Genomic DNA, 23,463 nt, shown 5'->3' with positions numbered 1-23,463 from the left:
TTGCGGCTTAAAAATTGAGGTCATGCCATTAACAGAACAAGAACAGATTAGACGTGATAAACTAACAAAAATTCGTGAATTAGGGATTAATCCTTATCCTGCAGATGAGTTTAAGTTATCGCACACATCTCAACAGATTAAATCTAATTTTAAAGAAGGTGAATCTGTAATTGTCGCTGGCCGACTCATGTCGCGTCGTATTCAAGGTAAAGCCTCATTTGCAGAACTTCAAGACAGCGAAGGTCGCATTCAAGTTTACTTTAACCGAGACGAAATTTGTCCAGGTGAAGACAAAACCTTGTATAATGATGTGTACAAAAAATTACTTGATATTGGTGATTTTATCGGGATTGAAGGTGAATTATTCACAACAAAAGTGGGCGAAAAAACCATTATGGTTAAAACGTTTAGCTTACTCAGTAAAGCTTTAAAGCCTTTACCACTCCCAAAAGTTGATAAGGATGGAAACGAATATGACGGCTTTCATGATCCTGAGCAACGCTACCGCCAACGCTATGCAGACTTAGTCGTAAATCCTAAAGTTAAAGAGGTTTTTGTTAAGCGTACCAAATTATTTAACGCCATGCGTTCATTTTTTAATGAACGTGATTATATGGAAGTCGAAACACCTATTTTACAATCAATTGCAGGTGGCGCCGCTGCACGGCCTTTTGTAACCCATCACAATGCTTTAGACATTCCTTTATATTTAAGAATTGCCAATGAATTATACCTGAAAAGATTAATTGTTGGTGGCTTTGATGGCGTTTATGAGTTCTCTAAAAACTTCAGAAATGAAGGTATGGATCGTACTCATAATCCAGAATTCACGGCTATGGAAATTTACGTAGCTTATAAAGACTACAACTGGATGATGAATTTTACCGAGCAATTATTAGAACATTGCGCCTTAGCAGTTAATGGCACAACCGAAGCGCAGTTTAAAGAACATCAAGTCAATTTTAAAGCACCTTACAAACGCATTACCATGACTGATGCGATTAAAGAATACACAGGTTTAGATATCACAGGAAAAAGCGAAGCCGAACTTCGTGAAGCTGCTCTAAGCCTAGATATTGAAGTTGATGATACAATGGGAAAAGGTAAATTGATTGATGAAATTTTTGGTGAAAAATGTGAGCCTAATTTTATACAACCTACTTTTATCACCGATTACCCGAAAGAAATGAGTCCGCTGTGTAAAGAACATCGCGACAATCCTGAACTAACCGAACGTTTTGAACTCATGGTTTGCGGTAAAGAAATAGCCAATGCCTATTCTGAGTTGAACGACCCAATTGACCAACGTGAACGCTTTGAAGAGCAGCTAAAACTCGCTAAAAAAGGTGATGATGAAGCTAGTGAATTTATAGATGAAGACTTTTTAAGAGCTTTAGAATATGGCATGCCACCAACTTCTGGACTTGGTATTGGTATCGATCGTTTAATTATGTTTCTCACCAACAACCCATCAATACAAGAAGTCTTGTTTTTTCCACAAATGAAGCCTGAACAGAAAAAAGTAGAGCTCAATGATGAAGAAAAAGAAGTGATGACTTTACTTCAAAAGCAATCACCACAAGATCTTAACAAACTTAAAGATGCTTCTGGTTTAAGTAACAAAAAATGGGATAAAACCACTAAATCTTTACGGAAAAAAGCCTTAATTAAGATTGAAAAAACAGAAGATGGTTTACTCGTAAGCTTAGTTTAAGCAAAGACTTGTTCTAGAATAGCTTTCGATTTAGGAATACGAAACCCATCTAAATGAATTTCGTAATAATACAAGAGCATATCTAAAAAGTCTTGACGCTTTTTTTGATGAATCCGAAGCGAACTAAACAAATCTGAAGAATTTAAACACTGTTCTAAAATCTGAACATTGCTACCACTAATCACATATTTAGACAATTCTTCAGATTGAAATGCACCTTCTAATAGGTTGAAGTATGCATAATCATTATGATTTATTTCAGGGTAAAAGCCTAAGAATCGTGTTAATTCTACTAAAAATTGCAAATGAAAGTCAGCGTAAGTGCTGGCTTGATCTAAACTTTGAAGACTATTTTCTAAAAACTGATATAAAGCGATATTCTGTTCTTCTTCTTGTATGCTCAACTTCAATACTTCAGCCAAAAACATACACATGGTCGATTTATAAATATTCTGTTGAAGGTTTTGAAGCGAAATGTGAGTTTTAGCTTCTTTAATAAATTGCATCGACTTGTTATCGCGATAGGTAAAATCGAGTGCTAAACAAGATAAAAGCTGAAATTGAGATGATTTCAGCTTGGAGCGTTTAGCCTTCCGAATTCCTTTTAAAAAAAAACTAACCAAACCTTTTTCTTTGGTGAATATGCTCACGATTAAATCGGCTTCGCTATACTTAACCGTCGATAAAACAAGACCTGTGGTTTTAATTTGCATTAACGTATAATCATGATTTTGGCAACCTTGGTTTCAACTTGGTCAGCACCTGTAATAAGTACTAAATAAACACCCGAAGCTACCTTGTGCCTACCAAAAGCCGTCGTATCCCATTGAATAGTACCACCATTAACAGTTTCTTCGTAAACCAAGTTACCTGAAATATCTGTAATCTTAACATTAGCATCATCAATTAAACCATCAATAGTTACCAAGCCATTATATCCAGGTCGAACTGGATTAGGAAATACACGCACGTTTTCTAAATCTTCATTACTTCCCGTAATATTGGTATTATAAGACACCAAGCCTTGTGTAGTTCCAAAATAAACAACGCCTGTGTCTTGATCAACACTTACCGAACGCACTGAGTTTGTAGGCAAAGGCGAATTATCTTCTGTAAAAATATTGAGCACTTCTTGGCCATTTGCCGAGACCTGAACCACACCAGAATCTGCCGTAGCAATCCACTTATTATTTGCACCATCAATGGCAATATCGGTTATAAACTGCTCAAATAATAACTCTTGAGCGAGACCATCAACATCTTCAATAATGATAGGTGCTACTGTAACAAAAGGATCTTCTTCAAAAATACCAGCTGGCGAAAAAGCGACCCTTAAGCCCACATTCGTACCAATCCATAAACGGTTATTTTGATCAAACTCTAAGGCTGTGATTGATGGGTTTTCATTAAATGCGTCTGGAAAATCGACACCATCAATATTAGAGTTTATGGCACCTGATTTTCCTGTGGCCGCTTCATAAGCAATAACACCTGTTTTAAACGAGGCAAAATAAGCATTACCTTGACGGTCTACGGCTATTTTACTACTAGCTTCATTGGTGGCAGTTACAAAACTTTCAGAAGTATCTAGCCCTTGTATAGTGCCTGAACTTGAAAGTTGTTTAAGCGGGAATTCAGATAATGAATTAGTAAAATATAAATCGCCTTGATTATTAAAGGCTGATGCACCAACGCGATTATCATTAATATTTGAAGGCACACCTTGTATATTAGAGTTTGAAGCTTGATAGTGATTAACGACCACATCATCTTCAATTTCAAGTAGGCCATCAAAATAACTGCTTAAAAAAACCCGATTGAAGTTTTGAGGGTCGTAAGTGATATCAGAAAGTTCACGGGTTTGGTCTAAATCTTCAAAACTTAAATTAAACCATTCTCCGTTTCTAAAATGACTTGCACCACGAGAAGTTAGCGGAAATGGATTAAAAAACTGGGTATATTCGCCATAAACACACCAAATATGGCCAGGTTGCACTTCTACACTAAAAACCTTATTTGATAAAGGTCCGTCTGGTGTGATGTTAACAAAATCAGTTTGATTTTGAGCGGTAATTTTTAAAACACCTAAATTACGGTCGGCTAGGTACAAACTGTTATTTAAGCTCACTGCAGTGTTTAAGTCAAGGTTTGTTTCAGTCAGGTCGCTTACAAAGTACTGCAGATTAAAATTTACATCGTAAACTTCAACTTGGTCTGGAAAGCAAAGCACAATTTGGTTTTGCTCGGCTCTAAAGTCTCTAACTTCTTGCGGAAAAGCTTCAACTAAACTCAGGTTAGTTCCACTTAATTCAAACAATCGATTATCAAAACGCATAGCAAATAGTTGTGTAGATGTGGCTTGAATTTGTTTCCAACTGCCTGAGCCTAGGCTTTGCCACTCATTAAAATCGACTAAGTCAGGATTGTTAACGGCTGCATACCTGATTCCGCCTGCAGTAGAAGCGGCATAAATTGTGTTATTAAAGACGTGTGTTTGATTAATTTGAAGTTGAGCAGCATTATTTCCGATAAAAAAAGAGTCTCCAAATTCTAAGTTTTCTAAATCGTAAACGGCTATACCAAAATCGGTTGAAATATAAAGATTTCCTTCAAATTCAAAAAAATGATTAATGCGTTTTTGGTTGGGTGAAATACTTACTTTATTTAGTATATCTACAACAGAGAAAACGTTTTGGTTATTATCCATCACCAATTGAATGAGACCAGATTCGTAACCTAAGACCGTAAGCTGAAAGCTGTTAGAGTGGTAAATTGCTGAAATTTTTTCTCCAGATAATCCATTTATAGTTGAAGTGGTTTCGGTAAATGTATTGATTGTGTTATAAGTAAAGTAAGCATTCTCGGCGGCAGCATAAATATTTTGAGGTGAAGTGCTTAGCCCAGATACGTTGAAGTAAGAAAAATGCCCTTCCCAATTTTGATTAAATTCTTGGGCAATGCTAAAATTTAACAGAAAGAAACAACAAATTAAATAGAGGTTTAGCTTCATACTTTTATTAACTTAAAAAGTGTACAAATATTATAAAAAAAGCCCGACCAAAGTCGAGCTTTTTAAATTTATGCTATTCTAAAATTAAACGGCTCCTTGAGCAAGCATAGCATCTGCCACTTTTACAAAGCCAGCGATATTAGCACCTTTAACGTAATTAACTGGTACTTGATCTTGGCGACCGAATTTTACACAAGCTTCGTGAATGTCGCTCATGATTTGTTTTAATTTGTTATCTACCTCTTCTGCAGTCCAGTTATAACGCATAGAGTTTTGTGACATTTCAAGTCCAGAAACGGCAACACCACCAGCATTAGAAGCTTTACCAGGTGCAAAGATGACGCCTTCTTTATGGAAATGCTCTACAGCCTCAGGTGTACATGGCATGTTAGCACCTTCTGTAACGATTTTTACTTGTTTATTAACGAGCTTGTAGGCATCGTCTTCATTTAATTCGTTTTGTGTGGCACATGGCAAAGCAATATCAATTTCAGTACCGACATCCCAAGGCTTCTTACCTTCAAAAAATTCAACATGATCAAACGCTTCAGCCATTTCATGAATTCTACCACGTTTTTCATTTTTAAGCTCTTGTAAAAAGTCGAATTCTTTAGAGTGGAAGCCATCTTTACTGTAAACAAATCCTGATGAGTCAGATAAAGTAACGACGATAGCACCTAACTGTATGGCTTTTTGGAAGGCATATTGCGCCACATTTCCAGATCCAGAAATAGCTACTTTTTTACCTTTTAGGTTGTCATTATTACGTTTTAGCATTTCTTGCGTAAAGTAAACCACGCCATAACCCGTTGCTTCAGGTCTAATTAAAGAACCGCCGAATGAAAAGCCTTTACCAGTTAAAATACCTGTAAATTCGTTTTGTAATCTTTTGTATTGACCAAACATAAAGCCAACTTCTCTTGCGCCTACACCAATATCACCAGCTGGCACATCAGTATTAGCACCAATATGTCTGTAAAGTTCAGTCATAAAGCTTTGGCAAAAACGCATGACTTCATTGTCTGATTTTCCCTTAGGATCAAAGTCAGAACCACCTTTTCCGCCACCCATTGGTAAGGTTGTTAAGCTATTTTTGAAAACTTGTTCAAAAGCTAAAAACTTTAAGATACTTAAATTAACCGATGGATGGAATCTAAGTCCGCCCTTATAAGGACCAATGGCTGAATTCATTTGAATTCTAAAACCACGGTTAACTTGAATTTGACCTTGATCGTCTAGCCAAGATACGCGAAACATAACCACGCGTTCTGGCTCGACCATTCGCTCTAAGAGCATTTTATTTTGATATTTTTCGTTCTCCTGTATAAAAGGAATTATTGTTTCAGCAACCTCTTCAACAGCTTGAAGAAACTCAGGTTGATGAGCATTTCGCTCAGACACCTTTTCTAAGAAATCATGAATTAAATTTTCCATTAAACCAATTTTAATAGTGTTTAAATTAAATATTTAGCAAAGTTACTATATATTTTTAAGGATATGATAATTTGAAGTCTTAAAAAAGGGGTTTTGATATAGTTTTTAAATTCTACTCCGCTTTATAATTTTATTTTTTGACTAATTAAAGTTTTATATATTTGTCGAACTAATTACAGTATTATGAAAACCAATCTTTTACGAATCATTCTAGTCTTGATGGTCTGGTTAAGTTTCAACACTTCACAAGCACAACAACTTAATCATGAACTAGGTGTTATTATAGGCCCTGTAGGTTTTAGAGGTGACTACGGTGAACGTGGTGATGCCGAAACAAATTTTGGTAATACAGGTTTTGGTATTGGCTTAAGCCATTACTTAAATTTTGCTTATAGTTCACGTTATAGCCGTTATTTTAACCAGCATTTTAAAGTAAGAACTCAACTTAGTTTTCATAAAACAAACCTAGAGCACTATGGTGTTTATGTAAATAGTAGTAGCGATAACGCTTTTAAGCTTCGTGCTATGACCGGTAGCACTTCTGTTTTTGAAATTGGTACAGGTTTAGAATGGTACTGGAAAGATATTAGAGAGTTTGAAACAAGCGCCAATCAAATAACACCTTATGCTGGCTTTGGCATTGGTGTGGCTTTTGCTAATCCAAACAACGAAACTAGTTTACCAGGGCGTTTAGGCTCTATTGATAATACCTGGCCTACGTTTTTATGGGACCAAGGCGAAGAACCAAGGATTTCGAGTACAAACCTCACAACAGGAGCACTAAACTTTCAGGTTGGTGCTAAAATCAAATTAGATGAAATGAGTGAGCTTAATTTAGAAGGTCGCTGGCATGTTTATTTTGACGATATGGTAGAAGGCCTTAACCCAAGCAGTGGTAACAAATATAATGACTGGATTTTTTGGGTAGGTATTGGTTACATTCAATACTTGTAAATTTAAAACACTCAAACTATTAGCATTTTTTAATTAGTCATTTACACTTTTAAATGATGAGTTGGTCCTCTTCATGTCTAAATTTTAGAGACAACTTATGAGCATAAACAATGGTTTGATTAGAATTTAACTGCAAAATTACTTATTTATAGCAATAATTATTACTATTGAGCAATTTTAAAAATACTTAGTTGTCTCATTGTCATATCTTTGCATCTTAATAGAGATGATATCGATTAATTATTGAAATATGAAAACAATACTACCTAACAAATTGTTTTTTAAGTTATGTTTAATTGTAGTTACTTTAATTACATCTTTAACTTATGCTCAAACTACAACAGAAACAGAAGTGTTTGATACACCTGGCACAGGAACATTTACTGTTCCTGCTGGCGTTACAGAAATCACCGTAGAAACTTGGGGTGGTGGTGGACGTGGTGGAGATGCGAGTTGCTGTGGAACTAATGCATCTGGCGGCGGAGGCGGCGGTGCGTATTCACGCGAAACTATTAGCGTTTTTCCTGGACAAGTTATAAATTATACTGTTGGCGCAGGATCAACAAGCACTGCCTCTGGTGGGACATCAGAGGCTAGTTCCAACTCGACTGTATTTGTTAGAGCCGTTGGTGGTAACTCCGTAGGAGATAATTCATCTCCTGGTGGATCAGGTGGTTTAGCCTCTTCAGGTATAGGCTCAGTTCGTTTCAGCGGTGGAGATGGAGCAAGTGAATCATCAGATAATTCTGGTGGTGGCGGTTCATCAGCTGGAATTTCTTCAAATGGTAATAACGCAATTGGATCAACTGGGGCTTCGGCTCCTGCCGGAGGCGGTAACGGCGGTAATGGTGTTACATCAGGTTCTGGTAGTGGAACTTCGGGCCAAACTCCTGGCGGCGGCGGTGGCGGATCGCGAAGAGTTACATTTGGCGGCTCTCCTGATGGCGGCGCCGGAGGTAATGGTAGAGTTGTTATTTCTTACAATCAACTAACCAATAGTGGTCAAGACGGCGCTTTAGAATTTGCACAAGGTGATGGTAACCCTACTGGAAATGGCCCTATACAGTCAACCTCTATCCGGTTTAGAAACAATCAAGATAATCCTGCAGCTAACACTTTTTCTACTTATACGCCTGAATTAAATGCAGATTTTAATCTCACTAATCATCAATACAATTTCTCAGGATTAGCAGCTTCAGCAACAGGTGCAATTGGTTACACGACTGCTGCTAACTCAATACTTGAAGATATGAACGTATTTGGTGGTGCCGTTAATGAATATTTCACCTCTTACAACTCTGTAACAGGCTCAGGAATAGCTGTAACAGAAAATCAAGGTGTTCAATTTATAGCTATCTCTTCAACTCTAAACGGTGGCCCTGCTACGTCCAGTCGTGTACAAATGTATGACATCGAAATTAGCTTTGATCGTCCGGTTGATAATCCTATACTTCATATTGCAGGACTAGGTGGCGCCTCTGGCGGAACTAACTTTTCAGTTGAGTTTGACGTTATTAACACAAACACTGGCGTTAGCCTTGAGCGTTTGTCAGGAACTGCTCCTTTTGAAGTGATTGGAAACCAAATTAATCATGCCGATGCTAGTCCTGGAGCTACAGGTGCATCAGCTAGCTCAGGTTCGGTTCGCTTAAATGGTGAAGGTTTAACAAGTTTAACTTTAAGAACATATTTACGCGGTAATGGCGCTGGTAGCTGGTCAGCCAATACAACAGATCCTGCAGGTGATGCCTTCTATTTAGGGTTTTCAGTTGGAGAGTCTAATTTAGAGATTTTTTCTTCTGTAAGTAACACTACACCTGACCCAGGAGACAATGTTACTTTTACATTTACTGCTGAAAATTTAGGAACATCTAATAATACAGGTGTCAATATCGATGCGCTACTACCGGACGGTTATAGTTTTGTAAGTGCAAGCCCAAGTGTTGGATCTTATAATTCTGGAACAGGTTTATGGACACTTGGTAATTTAGACTTCGGCGATACTGAAACACTTGAAGTTGTCGCCACAGTTAATGCCACAGGCAATCATGTCTACTCAGCTACAATTGATGGTAACTTACGTGACCCTGATGAAACTAACAATACAACTAGTTCTTTTGTCGCTCCTCAAGTTGACACTGATGGTGATGGCGTTTTAGATGCAGACGACTTAGACGACGATAATGATGGCATTTTAGATACTGATGAAATTGCAAACGACACATTTAACTTAACTGATGGTGATAGCTTTACCTTTAATAATATTCCCAATATTGGCGTTGATGGTGGGCAGCTTGTTTTAGAGTTTACCGAATTAGATAATTCATTTAATTTAACATTTAACGGTCAAAGCCTAAACCCATCTGATCCTGAATTTCAATATCAAATTGCTGGAACACCTGCAGATTCTAATTTTATGCGATTTGCATCTGATGATTGTCGTTATGAAGAATGTGGGATTGCTAGTGTTTGGAGCTTTACAGCTGAGCCTGTTGTTCGTGTAATTATAGATGGGAATGGAAACGTAAGTTTTTTTGGTAGACGTTCTGCAACATCTCCATTAGAACCTATGTACCCGGAACTAGGAGTCAACCCTGTAACTTGGTCAGCAACAAATACCTTAGTTATAGACCAAGCAGTCGTTGGTCCAACACTTGCTGATGGAAGCGTTTATTACACTGTTGACACAGACGGTGATGGAATACCTGATAATCTAGATTTAGATTCAGATGGTGATGGTTGTAGTGACGCTAATGAATACTACGAGAGTAATAATGCTGATGGCGGAGATGATGGCGTATTCGGAACTGGAACACCGAGTGTAGACGCTGATGGCCTTGTTATTGCTGCTGGTTATGATGGTACTAATCTCGCAGCAACTACTGATGATACAGTGGTTAGTGGCTGTGACTTTATTCAAGATGTTGCAGGAGACTGGTCTACAGCTTCCAATTGGAATTTTGACCTCGTGCCAACCTTAGATAATAATGCTATTATCCGAGCTAATTCAACGGTTAGCTCTAATCAAGCGGTTAACAACCTAACTGTAGACCCTACATTTACCGTTAGTGTTAATGACGGAAATACTCTTAATCTAAAGGGTAACCTCACTAATAATGGTGATTTTGATGGTGCTGGTTATGTCGTATTTGATGGCAATTCTGCTCAATCAATCGACGGTGATGGTTCAGACGCTGGTAGTTTTACTAATATTCGTGTTAACAATTCTGCTGGTGTTACACTTACTGATGACGCCGATTTATTTGAAACTTTAGATTTAGATAATGGGGACTTTAATATTCAAAGTGGTGATTTTTTAACTTTTAAAAGTAATGCATCTGGAACAGCTGTTTTATCAGAAGTAGCTTCAGGTAGTACTGTTTCAGGTTGTGTCATTGTTGAACGTTATATCCCTGCTAGTAATCGTGCATTTAGATATACCGCAGCATCTGTTAACACTACCGTTACCTGTGGTAAAGAAACGATTAGAGATAACATTCAAGAAGGTAATAGTGTTTCTAATATTGATGATTACACTGGCATTAGTGAAACACCTGGCTTTGGTACACATGTAACTGGTTCTACTGTTGGTGCTAATGGCTTTGATGCCACCATCACAGGTAACCCTTCTATGTTTAGCTGGGATGAGTCAACACAACAATGGGGTTCTGTGCCTAATACAGATACACAGACCTTTAATGTTGGTGATCCATACTCTTTATTGGTAAGAGGTGGCCGTGAACTTGACTTAAGAGTAAATAACTTTCAATTAGGCTCTGCAACAACGCTTCGCTTTACTGGTGAATTAGAAACTGGTGATGTAAATGTCACTAACCTTGCAACTGATATAGATCAATATAGCTTGGTCGCTAATCCATATCAAGCACAAGTTGATATGAAAGCTTTACTGGAAAGTTCTGATGCTAACAATTTAAGCTCATCTTTTATGTATATCTACGACCCAACACTTGGTACACGTGGTGGATATGCAACTGTTGACTTAACCACGACTAACGGATCGTCTACGCCTTCTGGTTCTGGTGCCAATAAGTTTTTACAGCCTAATCAAGCCTTTTTTATCAAAAATACAGCAGCCGCTCCTAGCCTTACATTTAAAGAAACTTATAAAAAAGCGGTTGATCAGAGTTTGACTAACGAAACCTTTAGTATTGACCAAACTAGTGTAATTACTGCTAATCTTAAACGCGCGCATGACAATAGCTTTAAGCTCGTTGATGGTATTAAAATTATGCTTAACCAAAACTTTGATAATACCGTCTTAAATAACGACGCTCCTAAATTTTGGAATTCTGATGAATCAATCGCTATTGAACATAACAATAACTGGTTAGCGGTTGAACGTCGACAAATCCCTGAACCTAATGAAAGTATTCAACTATTTATCTGGGATTACAAAAACACCGACTACCAGATTGAACTTAAACTTGGTAACCTTGATCAAACACAGATTAAATTAAAAGATCATTACACCAATGATATAGTCGAATTACCTACTAATCAAGCTTTTACTTACAACTTTACAGCGAATTCAAGTATTCCTGAAAGTGTTTCTAACACAAGATTTGAGTTGATTTTTGAGCAAGTGAGTTTAAACATTAATGACATCACTGAAAACAACATTAGTGTATATCCAAACCCTGTTGTTGACGTGCTTAACATCGATATACCTCAAATCGCAGGGCAAGAAGTTACACTAGAATTAGTCGATATGGCTGGACGCTTGATCTCTAAAGAAACTTTAACTGCTCACTCTAACACGATTACTACTCATGCAACCCAAAACTTGAGTGCTGGTGTTTATAACATCAACATTCAATTCGATAATAAAAACTTCAACAAAAAAATTATTGTTAAATAAGAAAAATTAAAAATCAAAGGATAAAGAATCCATTGTTAAAAATATTGAGCCGTTTTGATTTAATATTATCTTAAATATTAAAATTACAGCAATATTTAAAACCAAACAGCAATATTAATAAGACTAAATTCATAAATAAGCATAATTTTGCCAACTAATACTATCAATAGTTGACATTATGATTATAAAAACAATATTATCTAACAAATTGTTTTTAAGCTTTGTATTTGCTTTCTTACTATTAAACAATTTTCAAATACTAGCTCAAGCAGGATGTAATTCACTAACGACATCTGTTCGTCAGCTCGGCAATGGACCTGTTGATGACACACAAAATATTAACTTATCATCATTAGGAGTAAGTGTAGGTGACCAAATTACTGTATCAAATCTACTTGCAGATGGAGATATGAATGGCGGTACAGAAGTATTTAGTCTTTCTATTAATGGCGGAACTGCTATTACAGGATTGCAAACTGATGAACAATGTGAAGGAACATTAATACCTTTAACAAGTCCTATTAACGAAACAGTAAATGTTATTGACATTGGCGGTGGTACGCCTGGAATAACATTAAGAGTACAATATACTAATGATATAAATTTTTGTACAAACGCTTTAGAATATACGGTTGATATTTCATATTGTGAAAGAAGTTGTACCAACTCAGTAACAAACATTGATGAGTTACAATTTGAAAATGGATCAAACTTAACTATTAATGGAAATTCGGCAGTAAGATTTAATAATGTTGCTACGGGAGTTAATGCAGAAGTAATTGATTTAGGTGGCTTTGTTACAAATATTGATACAGATGTTGTTGAATCTCCAGAATCTCTAACATCTATTTTAAACACAAATGTGACTGGGGATAGGTCAAGTCAATTACAAATTAATTTTTATGATGCTACTTCAGGCAATGGATTTGACTCACCGCTAGAAATTAGTTTTTATGCTACTGTTTTTGATATAGATGGCCAAGGCTCTGGAACTTTACGTGAGTACGTCGATTTAGATTCCCCAGATGTTTATAAACAAGAATCCACAGGTAGTGCTGTGACTATCACTCAAAATGGTGTTTTCCCAAGCGGATCAATTAGAGGTCAAGCCATTAATGCAGATGTGAATATAGATACACAAAACTTAGAAAATCCTGATCACGCTTTTACAACCTACTACGTAAATAAATCAAGTTTTAATTATACTATTGGAAAAATTGGAGCATCTCAAGCTGAGCGGTTTTACACATTAGCTTTTAAAGATGTGACTTATGTTAATCCTTCTATAACCGCAAATACAAAGCCCAAAATATGTGGTACTTCTTTATTGGATAACGTTCCACAGGCAGGTGTTACAATAGAATTATATGACGCTAGTAATAATTTAATAGATTCTTCAATAACAGATTCAAATGGAGAATTCGTGTTTGAAGTTGATATAAATTCTGGAATTTATAATATAAGAGAAATGAACACAGCAAACACTATTTCTACAGCAGATAGTGATGGTGGTCCTAATTTTGACGATGTTGAAGTCAATATAGGTTTAAATTCTTCGAATGTTACATTTGAAAATGCATCAGATAATGATAATGATGGAGTAGAAGATTTTGTTGACTTAGATGATGATAATGATGGCATTTTAGATACTGATGAATGCAGTAGTGTAGAAACTGTTGGAGAATTAAGCTATGAACTCTACGATAGTGCGCCAAGTGGATTAACAGTAGACAACATTCCTTCAACTGGAGCTGATGATACTGGAACTATTTCTAATTTTGATGTAACATCACTTGCTAACGCTGCAACTGGTAGTGCTGAAACATTTTCAATTCGTTACACAGGGAAAATCAAAATAGATGTAGCTGGGGCATATACATTTTACACAAATTCTGATGATGGTTCAAAACTATTTATTGATGGTGTAGAAATTGTTGATAATGATGGTGATCATCCAGTACAAGAAGAGTCTGGCGTTGTAAGTTTAAGTGCAGGCTTTCATAGCATTGAAATTTTATATTATGAGAATGGTGGTTTAGAAGAACTTGACGTTTTATATGAGGGTCCATCTATAACTAAAATAACAATACCATTCTCGATTTTATATTCTTCTTCAGAACTTTGTGAAGACACTGACAACGACGGAATTCCAAATAACCTAGATTTAGATTCAGATGGTGATGGTTGTAGTGACGCTAATGAGTACTACCTAGACAATTCAGCTGATGGAGGAGATGATGACGTCTTTGGTTCAGGAACTCCAAGTGTAGACGCCGATGGTCTTGTTATTGCTGCTGGTTATGATGGAAGTGGATATGCGACAGTAGTTAATGAATTTACAAATGCTTGTACAGATTCCGATATCGATGGGATTGTGAATGTTATCGACTTAGATGATGATAATGATGGTATCTTAGATGGTGACGAAGCATCATGCGTAAACGTTGAAGCTTATTGGCCTCTTGATAATAACACAAACGACATTTCCGGTAATAACAATAATGAACGACCTGATGGGAATGCTCCAAGTTTTTCAAGTGAAGCTATTCAAGGCTCTCATTCAGCTAGTTTTAATGGTACATCTAACTCCATTCGCTATAGCCAAAACGGAGGATTTATGGAATCATCTTATACTCAAATTAGTTTTTCAACTTGGATAAAACCAACTGATCTTTCTGGTCAACGAGTGATTTATGAAGAAGGAGGAGGCACAAATGGTTTAATACTTTGGCTAGATAATGGGACACCAACCTTAAGCGCAAGGAATGGAGGTGCTGGTAGTCAAACAGATATTGCTTCCTCAACTTCTATATCTAACAATTTATGGTATCATATAGCAGGAACATTTGATAATGGTGTTATGACAATTTACGTTAATGGCGATTCTAATTCAACTACAGCAAGTTTTTCGACAATTCCTCCTCACGGAAGTGATGGTGGTTTAGGTGCTAGTTTTGGAGGAACGTCGGCTGGTATCAATGGTTTCTATTCTGGTTTAATGGATGCAGTAAAATACAGTAATACAATAGCATGGAACGCTTCTGATATAGACTTTAACTGTGATATTGACGGAAACGCCGTAGTAAATCGATTAGATTTAGATTCAGATGGTGATGGTTGTAGTGACGCTAATGAATACTACGAGAGTAATAATGCTGATGGCGGAGATGATGCTGTATTCGGAACTGGAACACCGAGTGTAGACGCTGATGGCCTTGTTATTGCTGCTGGTTATGATGGTACTAATCTCGCAGCAACTACTGATGATACAGTGGTTAGTGGCTGTGACTTTATTCAAGATGTTGCAGGAGACTGGTCGACAGCTTCCAATTGGAATTTTGACCTCGTGCCAACCTTAGATAATAATGCTATTATCCGAGCTAATTCAACGGTTAGCTCTAATCAAGCGGTTAACAACCTAACTGTAGACCCTACATTTACCGTTAGTGTTAATGACGGAAATACTCTTAATCTAAAGGGTAACCTCACTAATAATGGTGATTTTGATGGTGCTGGTTATGTCGTATTTGATGGCAATTCTGCTCAATCAATCGACGGTGATGGTTCAGACGCTGGTAGTTTTACTAATATTCGTGTTAACAATTCTGCTGGTGTTACACTTACTGATGACGCCGATTTATTTGAAACTTTAGATTTAGATAATGGGGACTTTAATATTCAAAGTGGTGATTTTTTAACTTTTAAAAGTAATGCATCTGGAACAGCTGTTTTATCAGAAGTAGCTTCAGGTAGTACTGTTTCAGGTTGTGTCATTGTTGAACGTTATATCCCTGCTAGTAATCGTGCATTTAGATATACCGCAGCATCTGTTAACACTACCGTTACCTGTGGTAAAGAAACGATTAGAGATAACATTCAAGAAGGTAATAGTGTTTCTAATATTGATGATTACACTGGCATTAGTGAAACACCTGGCTTTGGTACACATGTAACTGGTTCTACTGTTGGTGCTAATGGCTTTGATGCCACCATCACAGGTAACCCTTCTATGTTTAGCTGGGATGAGTCAACACAACAATGGGGTTCTGTGCCTAATACAGATACACAGACCTTTAATGTTGGTGATCCATACTCTTTATTGGTAAGAGGTGGCCGTGAACTTGACTTAAGAGTAAATAACTTTCAATTAGGCTCTGCAACAACGCTTCGCTTTACTGGTGAATTAGAAACTGGTGATGTAAATGTCACTAACCTTGCAACTGATATAGATCAATATAGCTTGGTCGCTAATCCATATCAAGCACAAGTTGATATGAAAGCTTTACTGGAAAGTTCTGATGCTAACAATTTAAGCTCATCTTTTATGTATATCTACGACCCAACACTTGGTACACGTGGTGGATATGCAACTGTTGACTTAACCACGACTAACGGATCGTCTACGCCTTCTGGTTCTGGTGCCAATAAGTTTTTACAGCCTAATCAAGCCTTTTTTATCAAAAATACAGCAGCCGCTCCTAGCCTTACATTTAAAGAAACTTATAAAAAAGCGGTTGATCAGAGTTTGACTAACGAAACCTTTAGTATTGACCAAACTAGTGTAATTACTGCTAATCTTAAACGCGCGCATGACAATAGCTTTAAGCTCGTTGATGGTATTAAAATTATGCTTAACCAAAACTTTGATAATACCGTCTTAAATAACGACGCTCCTAAATTTTGGAATTCTGATGAATCAATCGCTATTGAACATAACAATAACTGGTTAGCGGTTGAACGTCGACAAATCCCTGAACCTAATGAAAGTATTCAACTATTTATCTGGGATTACAAAAACACCGACTACCAGATTGAACTTAAACTTGGTAACCTTGATCAAACACAGATTAAATTAAAAGATCATTACACCAATGATATAGTCGAATTACCTACTAATCAAGCTTTTACTTACAACTTTACAGCGAATTCAAGTATTCCTGAAAGTGTTTCTAACACAAGATTTGAGTTGATTTTTGAGCAAGTGAGTTTAAACATTAATGACATCACTGAAAACAACATTAGTGTATATCCAAACCCTGTTGTTGACGTGCTTAACATCGATATACCTCAAATCGCAGGGCAAGAAGTTACACTAGAATTAGTCGATATGGCTGGACGCTTGATCTCTAAAGAAACTTTAACTGCTCACTCTAATACGATTACTACTCATGCAACCCAAAACTTGAGTGCTGGAGTTTATAACATCAACATTCAATTCGATAATAAAAACTTCAACAAAAAAATTATTGTTAAATAAATTCAATTTTAGCAATTAACATTAAACTTTAGTGCATTTTAGTTGTCATAAAAATCTACATGATAACTAAAATGCACTTTTATGTTTAAAAAAATTATTTATTTATCATTTGTAGCAGTTTTAATGCTTTCGTTTAATTCCTGTTCAATTTTTAAGGGAAAAACAAAAGCTAAATCGGCTGCAAATGCTCAAGCAAAAAGACCTTCTAAGGGCGACATTAAACCTTATTCTAAGGTTATTACAAAATCAGCCAAGACAGACAAAGGACTTTTCGATGTTCATCAAGTCAAGGATAATTACTTCTTTGAAATTCCAGACTCACTTTTTAACCGAGAAATGTTAATGGTGACAAGAATCGCTAAAACCGCTCGTGGTATTGGTTTTGGTGGAGGCAAACAAAACGAACAAGTATTAAGATGGCAACGAAAAGGTGATAAAGTTCACTTAAGAGTTGTTTCGTACCAAGTTGTTGCTAATGATTCTTTACCTGTTCATGAAGCTGTTGTTAACTCTAATTTTGAACCTATTTTATACAGCTTCGATGTGAAAGCTTATAAAAAAGACTCTATCAATAATAACACTGTTGTTGATGTAACTAAATTGTTTACTGATGATGTACAAGCAATTGGTTTACAAAAAAGAAGCCGAAGACCTTATAAAATTTCTCGTTTAGATAAATCAAGATCTTACATAGACACGATTAGAAGCTACCCTAAAAATATTGAAATTAGACACGTTAAAACCTATAATGCTGGTCAACCACCATCTAATTCAAGTACAGGTTCTGTGTCTTTACAGTTCAGCAATTCTATGATTTTGTTGAGCAAAGAACCTATGGAGCGTCGTTACTTCGACCAACGCGTGGGCTGGTTCACAAGTCGCCAAACCGATTATGGCCTTAATGCTCAAAAATCTAAAACTGTTGAATATCTCGACCGCTGGAGACTTGAAGTGAAAGATGAAGATATCGAAAAGTTTAAGCGTGGTGAATTAGTAGAACCTAAAAAACCTATTGTTTATTATATAGATCGTGCAACACCTCAACAGTGGCGTAAATACATCAAGCAAGGTATTGAAGATTGGCAAGTAGCCTTTGAGGCGGCAGGTTTTAAAAATGCCATTATCGCAAAAGATCCACCAACTAAAGAAGAAGATCCAGACTGGAGCCCTGAAGATGTGCGTTATTCGGTTGTACGGTATTTAGCATCTCCTATTCCTAACGCTAATGGCCCACATGTATCTGATCCGCGTTCTGGTGAAATATTAGAATCTGATATAAATTGGTATCATAATGTAATGACTTTATTACGAAACTGGTTTTTTGTACAAACAGCGGCAATAAATCCTGAAGCTAGAGGAGTCGAGTTTAAAAATGAAGTTATGGGACGTCTAATTCGTTTTGTCTCAGCACATGAAGTTGGTCACACTTTAGGCTTACCACATAATATGGGTAGTAGCGTTGCTTACAAAGTTGAAGATTTACGTGATCCTGAATTCACCAAAAAATATGGTACTGCTCCATCTATCATGGACTATGCAAGATTTAATTATATTGCTCAACCAGGTGATGGTGATGTGGCCTTAATGCCAAACATCGGTCCTTATGATAAGTACTCTATTAAATGGGGTTACCGTCCTATTTTAGATAAAGTTGGTAAAGAAGAAAAACCAGTTTTAGATCAATGGATTTTAGAAAAAGCTGGAGACCCAATGTACCGCTTTGGAAGACAACAAATCGGTGGTGTTATTGACCCAAGTTCGCAAACTGAAGATTTAGGAGATGACTCGATGCGGGCATCTGAATTGGGTATTGAAAACTTAAAACGTATTGTCCCAAATTTAATCGAGTGGACAGCTGAAGACGGCAAAAACTATGACGATTTAGAGGATTTATACAATCAAGTTTTTGGCCAATACAACCGCTATATGGGTCATGTTACTGCTAATGTAGGCGGTGTTTATGAGTACTATAAAACTTATGATCAAGATGGCGCTGTATACGTTCATACACCTCGTGATAAGCAAGTAAGAGCAATTGAATTTTTAAATGAACAATTATTCGAAACACCACAGTGGCTACTTGACGATGAAATTTTTAATAAAATTCAATTTGATGGCTACGTAGAACGCTTAACAGCTTATCAAGAACGTACTTTAGATAACTTACTTGATTTTGGGCGTTTTGCACGAATGATGGAAAATGAAGAATTAAATGATGAGGCCTACACAGCTCTTGAAATGATGGGCGACCTAAGAAAAGGTTTGTTTAAAGAATTAAGGTCTGGACAAACTATTTCACGTGCTCGACGTAATTTGCAACGTTCTTACATTAAACGTATGCATGAGTTAATGACTGAAGAGCAACGTTCTATCCCTTCACAATATAGAGCCTATATAAACCAAAGTAACATTGATGTAGAAACAAGTGATATTAGACCATTAGTTAGAGGCGAACTTAATACATTGCTTAGAGGTTTAAGGCGCGCGGCTAGACGTACTAATGATACTATGACACTATACCATATTAGAGATGCTATAAAACGCATAGAAAATATTTTAGACCCTAAAAGTTAGTTTTTTCATGATTAGTTAGGTTAGTTAAGAAACGCCCGCTTTTTTCAGCGGGTGTTTTTTTTAAATCGGTTTAATTAACAAGCTCAGTTTGTTCCCAAGTTTTCTTAAGTTGATGTAAACTATTAAACAAATCGCTAAAATTATTAATCACATAATAATCTTCTTGCATCACGTCTGTTCGAAATGGTTTATTGATGATCTCATTAATATTATAAGGATGGAAATTAGCAGCTTGTTCATCAATTTGATTGGTTTCTCCAAAAGAAGATAAAATCCCAGCACCATAAGATTTAATTTTAGCATCTTCGTTAATTACACCAAACTCGATCGTGAACCAATATAAACGTTGTAATTGAACAAGTTTTTCAGGGTCATTTAAATACTGACAACCCAACTTACCAAACTCATGAACAAATTCAGAAAAAATAAGATTTGATAATAACGGAATATGCCCAAATATATCATGAAACATATCAGGCTCTTCTAAATAATCGAGACTGTCTTTTGAGCGCAACCAAGTTGAAGAGCAAAAGGTTTTTTGGGCTAGTAGCTGGAAAAAATCTTCAACTTCAATTAAACCTGGTACTACTTTAATTTTCCATTCAGTTGATGTTTTAAACCATTGGTTTACCTTTTCAAAATCCGGTATTTCATTAGCATTTAAGACTGGTTCCATCACATCTAAAGCATCAATATAGGCAGTAGATGCTTTGTTTGGGATGTTTTTTAACTGTCGTTGAGCAAGTGTTTTCCACACCAATAAATCGCTTTCTGTGTAATTGTTCATGTTTTGTTTCATAATATATAGCATAAAAAAATCCCGATTCAATTCAGAACCGGGATTTAGATTAATGTATTAAAATTAAGCTACTACATTACCAACCGATTCTGAGATGAAACAGTATAATAATAGTAATATGCTTGAAGTGTAAAATTCATTAGTACAAATGTATACGACTCTTTGTAATTAACTAATTAACCATTGTTAAATTTTTGTTTTGCTGAGTCATTTTTAGAGAGCTTATTTAATTTAAGGTTATTAAGCATTTTTTTAGCTTGTTTTTCAAGATAGTTTTGAAAATAGACTTTAGATCTATTTTGGGTATGACTTAAAACAATATAAGTTAACTCGTCTTTAGGGAAGTAATGTAAGCCATTTCTAAAACCATCCCATAAGCCGTCATGATATATTTCTAGTTCTCCATTAGCACTTACACGGGTTCTAAAACCCATGCCATAATCATATTGTTTAAAAGTATCAAGATTAAACATTTGATGTACTGATGCTTTGGAGAGTAATTCATAATTTTTTAAATGTTTAAACCATAACCATAAGTTATTTGCGGTGGTATGAATGCCCTTATCACCCAAAGCACCATTATGAAAACTCGGTGGTAAGTCTATATAAGTACGACCATAAGGCTGAAAAGCAGTAATAACATTTTCTCGCAAACGATTATCTACGCCAACATATGTTTCATCTATACAATACGGACTAAAAAAATGTTGCTGTAAAAAATCTCTAAAACTTAGACCACTTAGTTTCTCGGTTAAGGCCACTAAAATGGCATAATTGGTATTATTATAATCAAAACGACTACCAGGCCTAAAACTTAAACTGTTTTGGTGTTGGTTAATCAACTCTAAAACTTCAAAATGGTTAGGCGCTTTATCTTGGTTCCAATAAGCTTCAGTTAGATTCATATAATCCCAAAGTCCAGAAGAATGCTTCAGCAAATCGCGTACTTTAATATTTTCGAACTTAAACTCTGGAAAGTACTTAACTAAAGCTTGGTTAATATCAACTTTACCTAATTCAGCTAGTTTTAAAACAGCAGCTGCCGTAAATTGCTTACTTACTGAGGCGAGTTCAAACGAAATATCGGTGGTCAATAAATCTTCAGAGGTAGGATCTGCATAGCCATAAGCTTTTTCAAAAATAACTTGATTTTTATAGGCAACTAAAACAACGCCATTAAATCGGCTACGTTTAGCTTTATAATTTAGCTTCTTTTCAAAGTTTAAAAGGCGATCAGCAAGAATTAGTTTATAATCAAACTTAGGTTTTTTATCAGGTATAACTTCGTCATAAACAAGCTTTGAAGCTTCTTTAGCTGTTTTATGAGCTGTGGCGTGACTAAAACTATAATTAATAAAAACTGCTACAATAAGCATAAAGGCAATGAGCAGTAAAATTCGGCGCTTATTCTTTAACATAAACAAAACTTGAACCCCAAATATACATAAACTTAACCTAATATTATTTTGACTTAACATTCTAATCTTGTATTGAATATTGTACAAGACGCCTGAATTGCTAAATTTGTACATTCAGTATTAACCAGAGGCCAAAAGACCATTAATCATGTTAGATGTAAAACAAATTAGTACACATAAAGACGCTTTTATAAAAGCATTAAAAAAAAGAAATTTTAATGCCGAAGCTATTTTTGACAAGCTTTTAAAACTAGATGAAGACCGCAAACAAACTCAAAAACAATTAGACGACACATTAGCAGAATCTAACCAACTATCTAAAGAAATTGGGGCATTATACAAGCAAGGAAAAACAGATGAAGCTAATACAATTAAAGAAAAAACAGGGTCTTTAAAAGAAAGTTCTAAACAGCTAAACCACAAAATGGAAAATATTTTGTCTGAGCTAAAAGACTTACTTTACATCATACCTAACGTGCCTCATGAGTTAGTACCTGCAGGGCAAACTGAAGATGACAATCAAGAAATTTACAGCAAAGGCGATATTCCAAAACTAAGCCATAAAGCTTTACCTCATTGGGAGTTAGCCAAAAAATATGATTTAATTGATTTTGAGTTAGGCAATAAAATTACAGGTGCAGGATTTCCAGTATTTAAAGGAAAAGGCGCTAAATTACAGCGTGCACTTATCACTTATTTTCTAGATAAAAATACAGATGCGGGCTATCAAGAAGTACAAGTACCACTTTTAGTGAATGAAGCTTCAGGTTATGGCACCGGACAATTACCTGATAAAGAAGGCCAAATGTATCATGTTACTGGTGACAATTTATACCTCATCCCAACAGCTGAAGTACCTATAACTAACATATTTAGAGGAGACATGGTTAATGAAAGTGAATTGCCAATTCAATTAACCGGCTACACTGCTTGCTTTAGACGTGAAGCAGGTAGTTATGGCGCTCACGTTCGCGGACTAAACCGTTTACACCAATTTGATAAAGTTGAATTAGTAAATCTTACCACACCTGAACAATCTTACCAAATGTTAGATAACATGGTAGAGCACGTCAAAGATATTTTAGACGAGTTGAAGCTACCTTACAGAATATTACGACTTTGTGGTGGTGATTTAGGATTTACATCAGCATTAACATACGATTTTGAAGTATTTTCTACGGCACAAGACCGTTGGTTAGAAATCTCATCTGTATCTAATTTTGAAACCTTTCAAGCCAACCGACTAAAAATACGTTATAAATCGGCCAATCAAAAAAAGCAACTTGTACATACTTTAAACGGTAGTTCATTAGCGCTACCAAGAGTTATAGCTGGCATTTTAGAAAATTACCAAACCGATGAAGGAATAAAAATACCTGAAGTATTAGTACCTTATACAGGTTTTGAGTGGATTAAGTAGAAAA

At 36.0% G+C, this 23,463-nt stretch carries 11 protein-coding genes; 6 read left to right on the top strand and 5 right to left on the bottom strand.

Going from position 1 to position 23,463, the window contains the following annotated elements; translation table 11 throughout:
* The first annotated feature begins 22 nt into the window (after window positions 1–22).
* The gene (lysS, locus tag IMZ30_RS05995) at window positions 23–1,714 is read left to right on the top strand and encodes a lysine--tRNA ligase (protein WP_207039642.1); all 1,692 of its coding nucleotides are present in this window, start codon (window positions 23–25) and stop codon (window positions 1,712–1,714) included.
* On the opposite strand, the gene recO is transcribed toward lysS, so the two are convergent.
* The 3 genes from recO to gdhA form a co-directional block, all read right to left on the bottom strand.
* Window positions 1,711–2,427, bottom strand: coding sequence for a DNA repair protein RecO (recO, locus tag IMZ30_RS05990; RefSeq protein WP_207039641.1), 717 nt, complete (start codon window positions 2,425–2,427; stop codon window positions 1,711–1,713). The genes lysS and recO overlap by 4 nt on opposite strands.
* On the bottom strand, window positions 2,427–4,724 hold the full coding sequence (locus IMZ30_RS05985; RefSeq protein WP_207039640.1) for a T9SS type A sorting domain-containing protein: 2,298 nt from the start codon (window positions 4,722–4,724) through the stop codon (window positions 2,427–2,429). Before IMZ30_RS05985 ends, recO begins: the two co-directional genes overlap by 1 nt.
* Before the next feature lie 84 nt (window positions 4,725–4,808).
* Window positions 4,809–6,158: an NADP-specific glutamate dehydrogenase gene (gene gdhA / locus IMZ30_RS05980; protein ID WP_207039639.1), complete on the bottom strand. Its 1,350-nt coding sequence runs from the start codon at window positions 6,156–6,158 to the stop codon at window positions 4,809–4,811.
* Between the two features lie 183 nt (window positions 6,159–6,341).
* On the opposite strand from gdhA, the gene IMZ30_RS05975 reads away from it, so the two are divergent.
* The 4 genes from IMZ30_RS05975 (at window position 6,342) to IMZ30_RS05960 (ending at window position 19,822) form a co-directional block, all read left to right on the top strand.
* A complete protein-coding gene (locus IMZ30_RS05975; protein WP_207039638.1) occupies window positions 6,342–7,112 on the top strand; it encodes a THC0290_0291 family protein in 771 nt (256 codons plus the stop codon).
* A gap of 250 nt (window positions 7,113–7,362) precedes the next feature.
* Entirely contained in the window at window positions 7,363–11,991 is a 4,629-nt protein-coding gene (locus IMZ30_RS05970) for a T9SS type A sorting domain-containing protein (RefSeq protein ID WP_207039637.1), read from the top strand.
* A 178-nt stretch (window positions 11,992–12,169) separates the two neighbouring features.
* Window positions 12,170–17,248 (top strand): LamG-like jellyroll fold domain-containing protein, encoded by a 5,079-nt coding sequence (locus tag IMZ30_RS05965; RefSeq protein WP_207039636.1) that lies wholly within the window; start codon window positions 12,170–12,172, stop codon window positions 17,246–17,248.
* Between the two features lie 81 nt (window positions 17,249–17,329).
* Window positions 17,330–19,822, top strand: coding sequence for a zinc-dependent metalloprotease (locus IMZ30_RS05960; protein WP_207039635.1), 2,493 nt, complete (start codon window positions 17,330–17,332; stop codon window positions 19,820–19,822).
* A 70-nt stretch (window positions 19,823–19,892) separates the two neighbouring features.
* On the opposite strand, the gene IMZ30_RS05955 is transcribed toward IMZ30_RS05960, so the two are convergent.
* Window positions 19,893–20,609: a phenylalanine-4-hydroxylase gene (locus IMZ30_RS05955; RefSeq protein WP_242529708.1), complete on the bottom strand. Its 717-nt coding sequence runs from the start codon at window positions 20,607–20,609 to the stop codon at window positions 19,893–19,895.
* Window positions 20,610–20,797: 188 nt separating this feature from the next.
* Window positions 20,798–22,039: a serine hydrolase domain-containing protein gene (locus IMZ30_RS05950; protein WP_207039633.1), complete on the bottom strand. Its 1,242-nt coding sequence runs from the start codon at window positions 22,037–22,039 to the stop codon at window positions 20,798–20,800.
* A 148-nt stretch (window positions 22,040–22,187) separates the two neighbouring features.
* On the opposite strand from IMZ30_RS05950, the gene serS reads away from it, so the two are divergent.
* Window positions 22,188–23,459, top strand: a complete 1,272-nt coding sequence (serS, locus tag IMZ30_RS05945) for a serine--tRNA ligase (RefSeq protein WP_207039632.1) — start codon at window positions 22,188–22,190, stop codon at window positions 23,457–23,459.
* Window positions 23,460–23,463 lie beyond the last annotated feature (4 nt).

The organism is Psychroflexus sp. ALD_RP9 (assembly GCF_017311165.1).
GTDB lineage: Bacteria > Bacteroidota > Bacteroidia > Flavobacteriales > Flavobacteriaceae > Psychroflexus.
Note: the sequence above shows the minus strand (reverse complement) of the source record. Positions and strands in the feature narration are given on the sequence as shown.

Excerpts from the sequence above, each read along its gene's own strand:
- lysS (WP_207039642.1), top strand. The coding sequence starts at position 23 with ATGCCATTAACAGAACAAGAACAGATTAGACGTGATAAACTAACAAAA.
- recO (WP_207039641.1), bottom strand. The coding sequence starts at position 2,427 with ATGCAAATTAAAACCACAGGTCTTGTTTTATCGACGGTTAAGTATAGC.
- IMZ30_RS05985 (WP_207039640.1), bottom strand. The coding sequence starts at position 4,724 with ATGAAGCTAAACCTCTATTTAATTTGTTGTTTCTTTCTGTTAAATTTT.
- gdhA (WP_207039639.1), bottom strand. The coding sequence starts at position 6,158 with ATGGAAAATTTAATTCATGATTTCTTAGAAAAGGTGTCTGAGCGAAAT.
- IMZ30_RS05975 (WP_207039638.1), top strand. The coding sequence starts at position 6,342 with ATGAAAACCAATCTTTTACGAATCATTCTAGTCTTGATGGTCTGGTTA.
- IMZ30_RS05970 (WP_207039637.1), top strand. The coding sequence starts at position 7,363 with ATGAAAACAATACTACCTAACAAATTGTTTTTTAAGTTATGTTTAATT.
- IMZ30_RS05965 (WP_207039636.1), top strand. The coding sequence starts at position 12,170 with ATGATTATAAAAACAATATTATCTAACAAATTGTTTTTAAGCTTTGTA.
- IMZ30_RS05960 (WP_207039635.1), top strand. The coding sequence starts at position 17,330 with ATGTTTAAAAAAATTATTTATTTATCATTTGTAGCAGTTTTAATGCTT.
- IMZ30_RS05955 (WP_242529708.1), bottom strand. The coding sequence starts at position 20,609 with ATGAACAATTACACAGAAAGCGATTTATTGGTGTGGAAAACACTTGCT.
- IMZ30_RS05950 (WP_207039633.1), bottom strand. The coding sequence starts at position 22,039 with ATGTTAAAGAATAAGCGCCGAATTTTACTGCTCATTGCCTTTATGCTT.
- serS (WP_207039632.1), top strand. The coding sequence starts at position 22,188 with ATGTTAGATGTAAAACAAATTAGTACACATAAAGACGCTTTTATAAAA.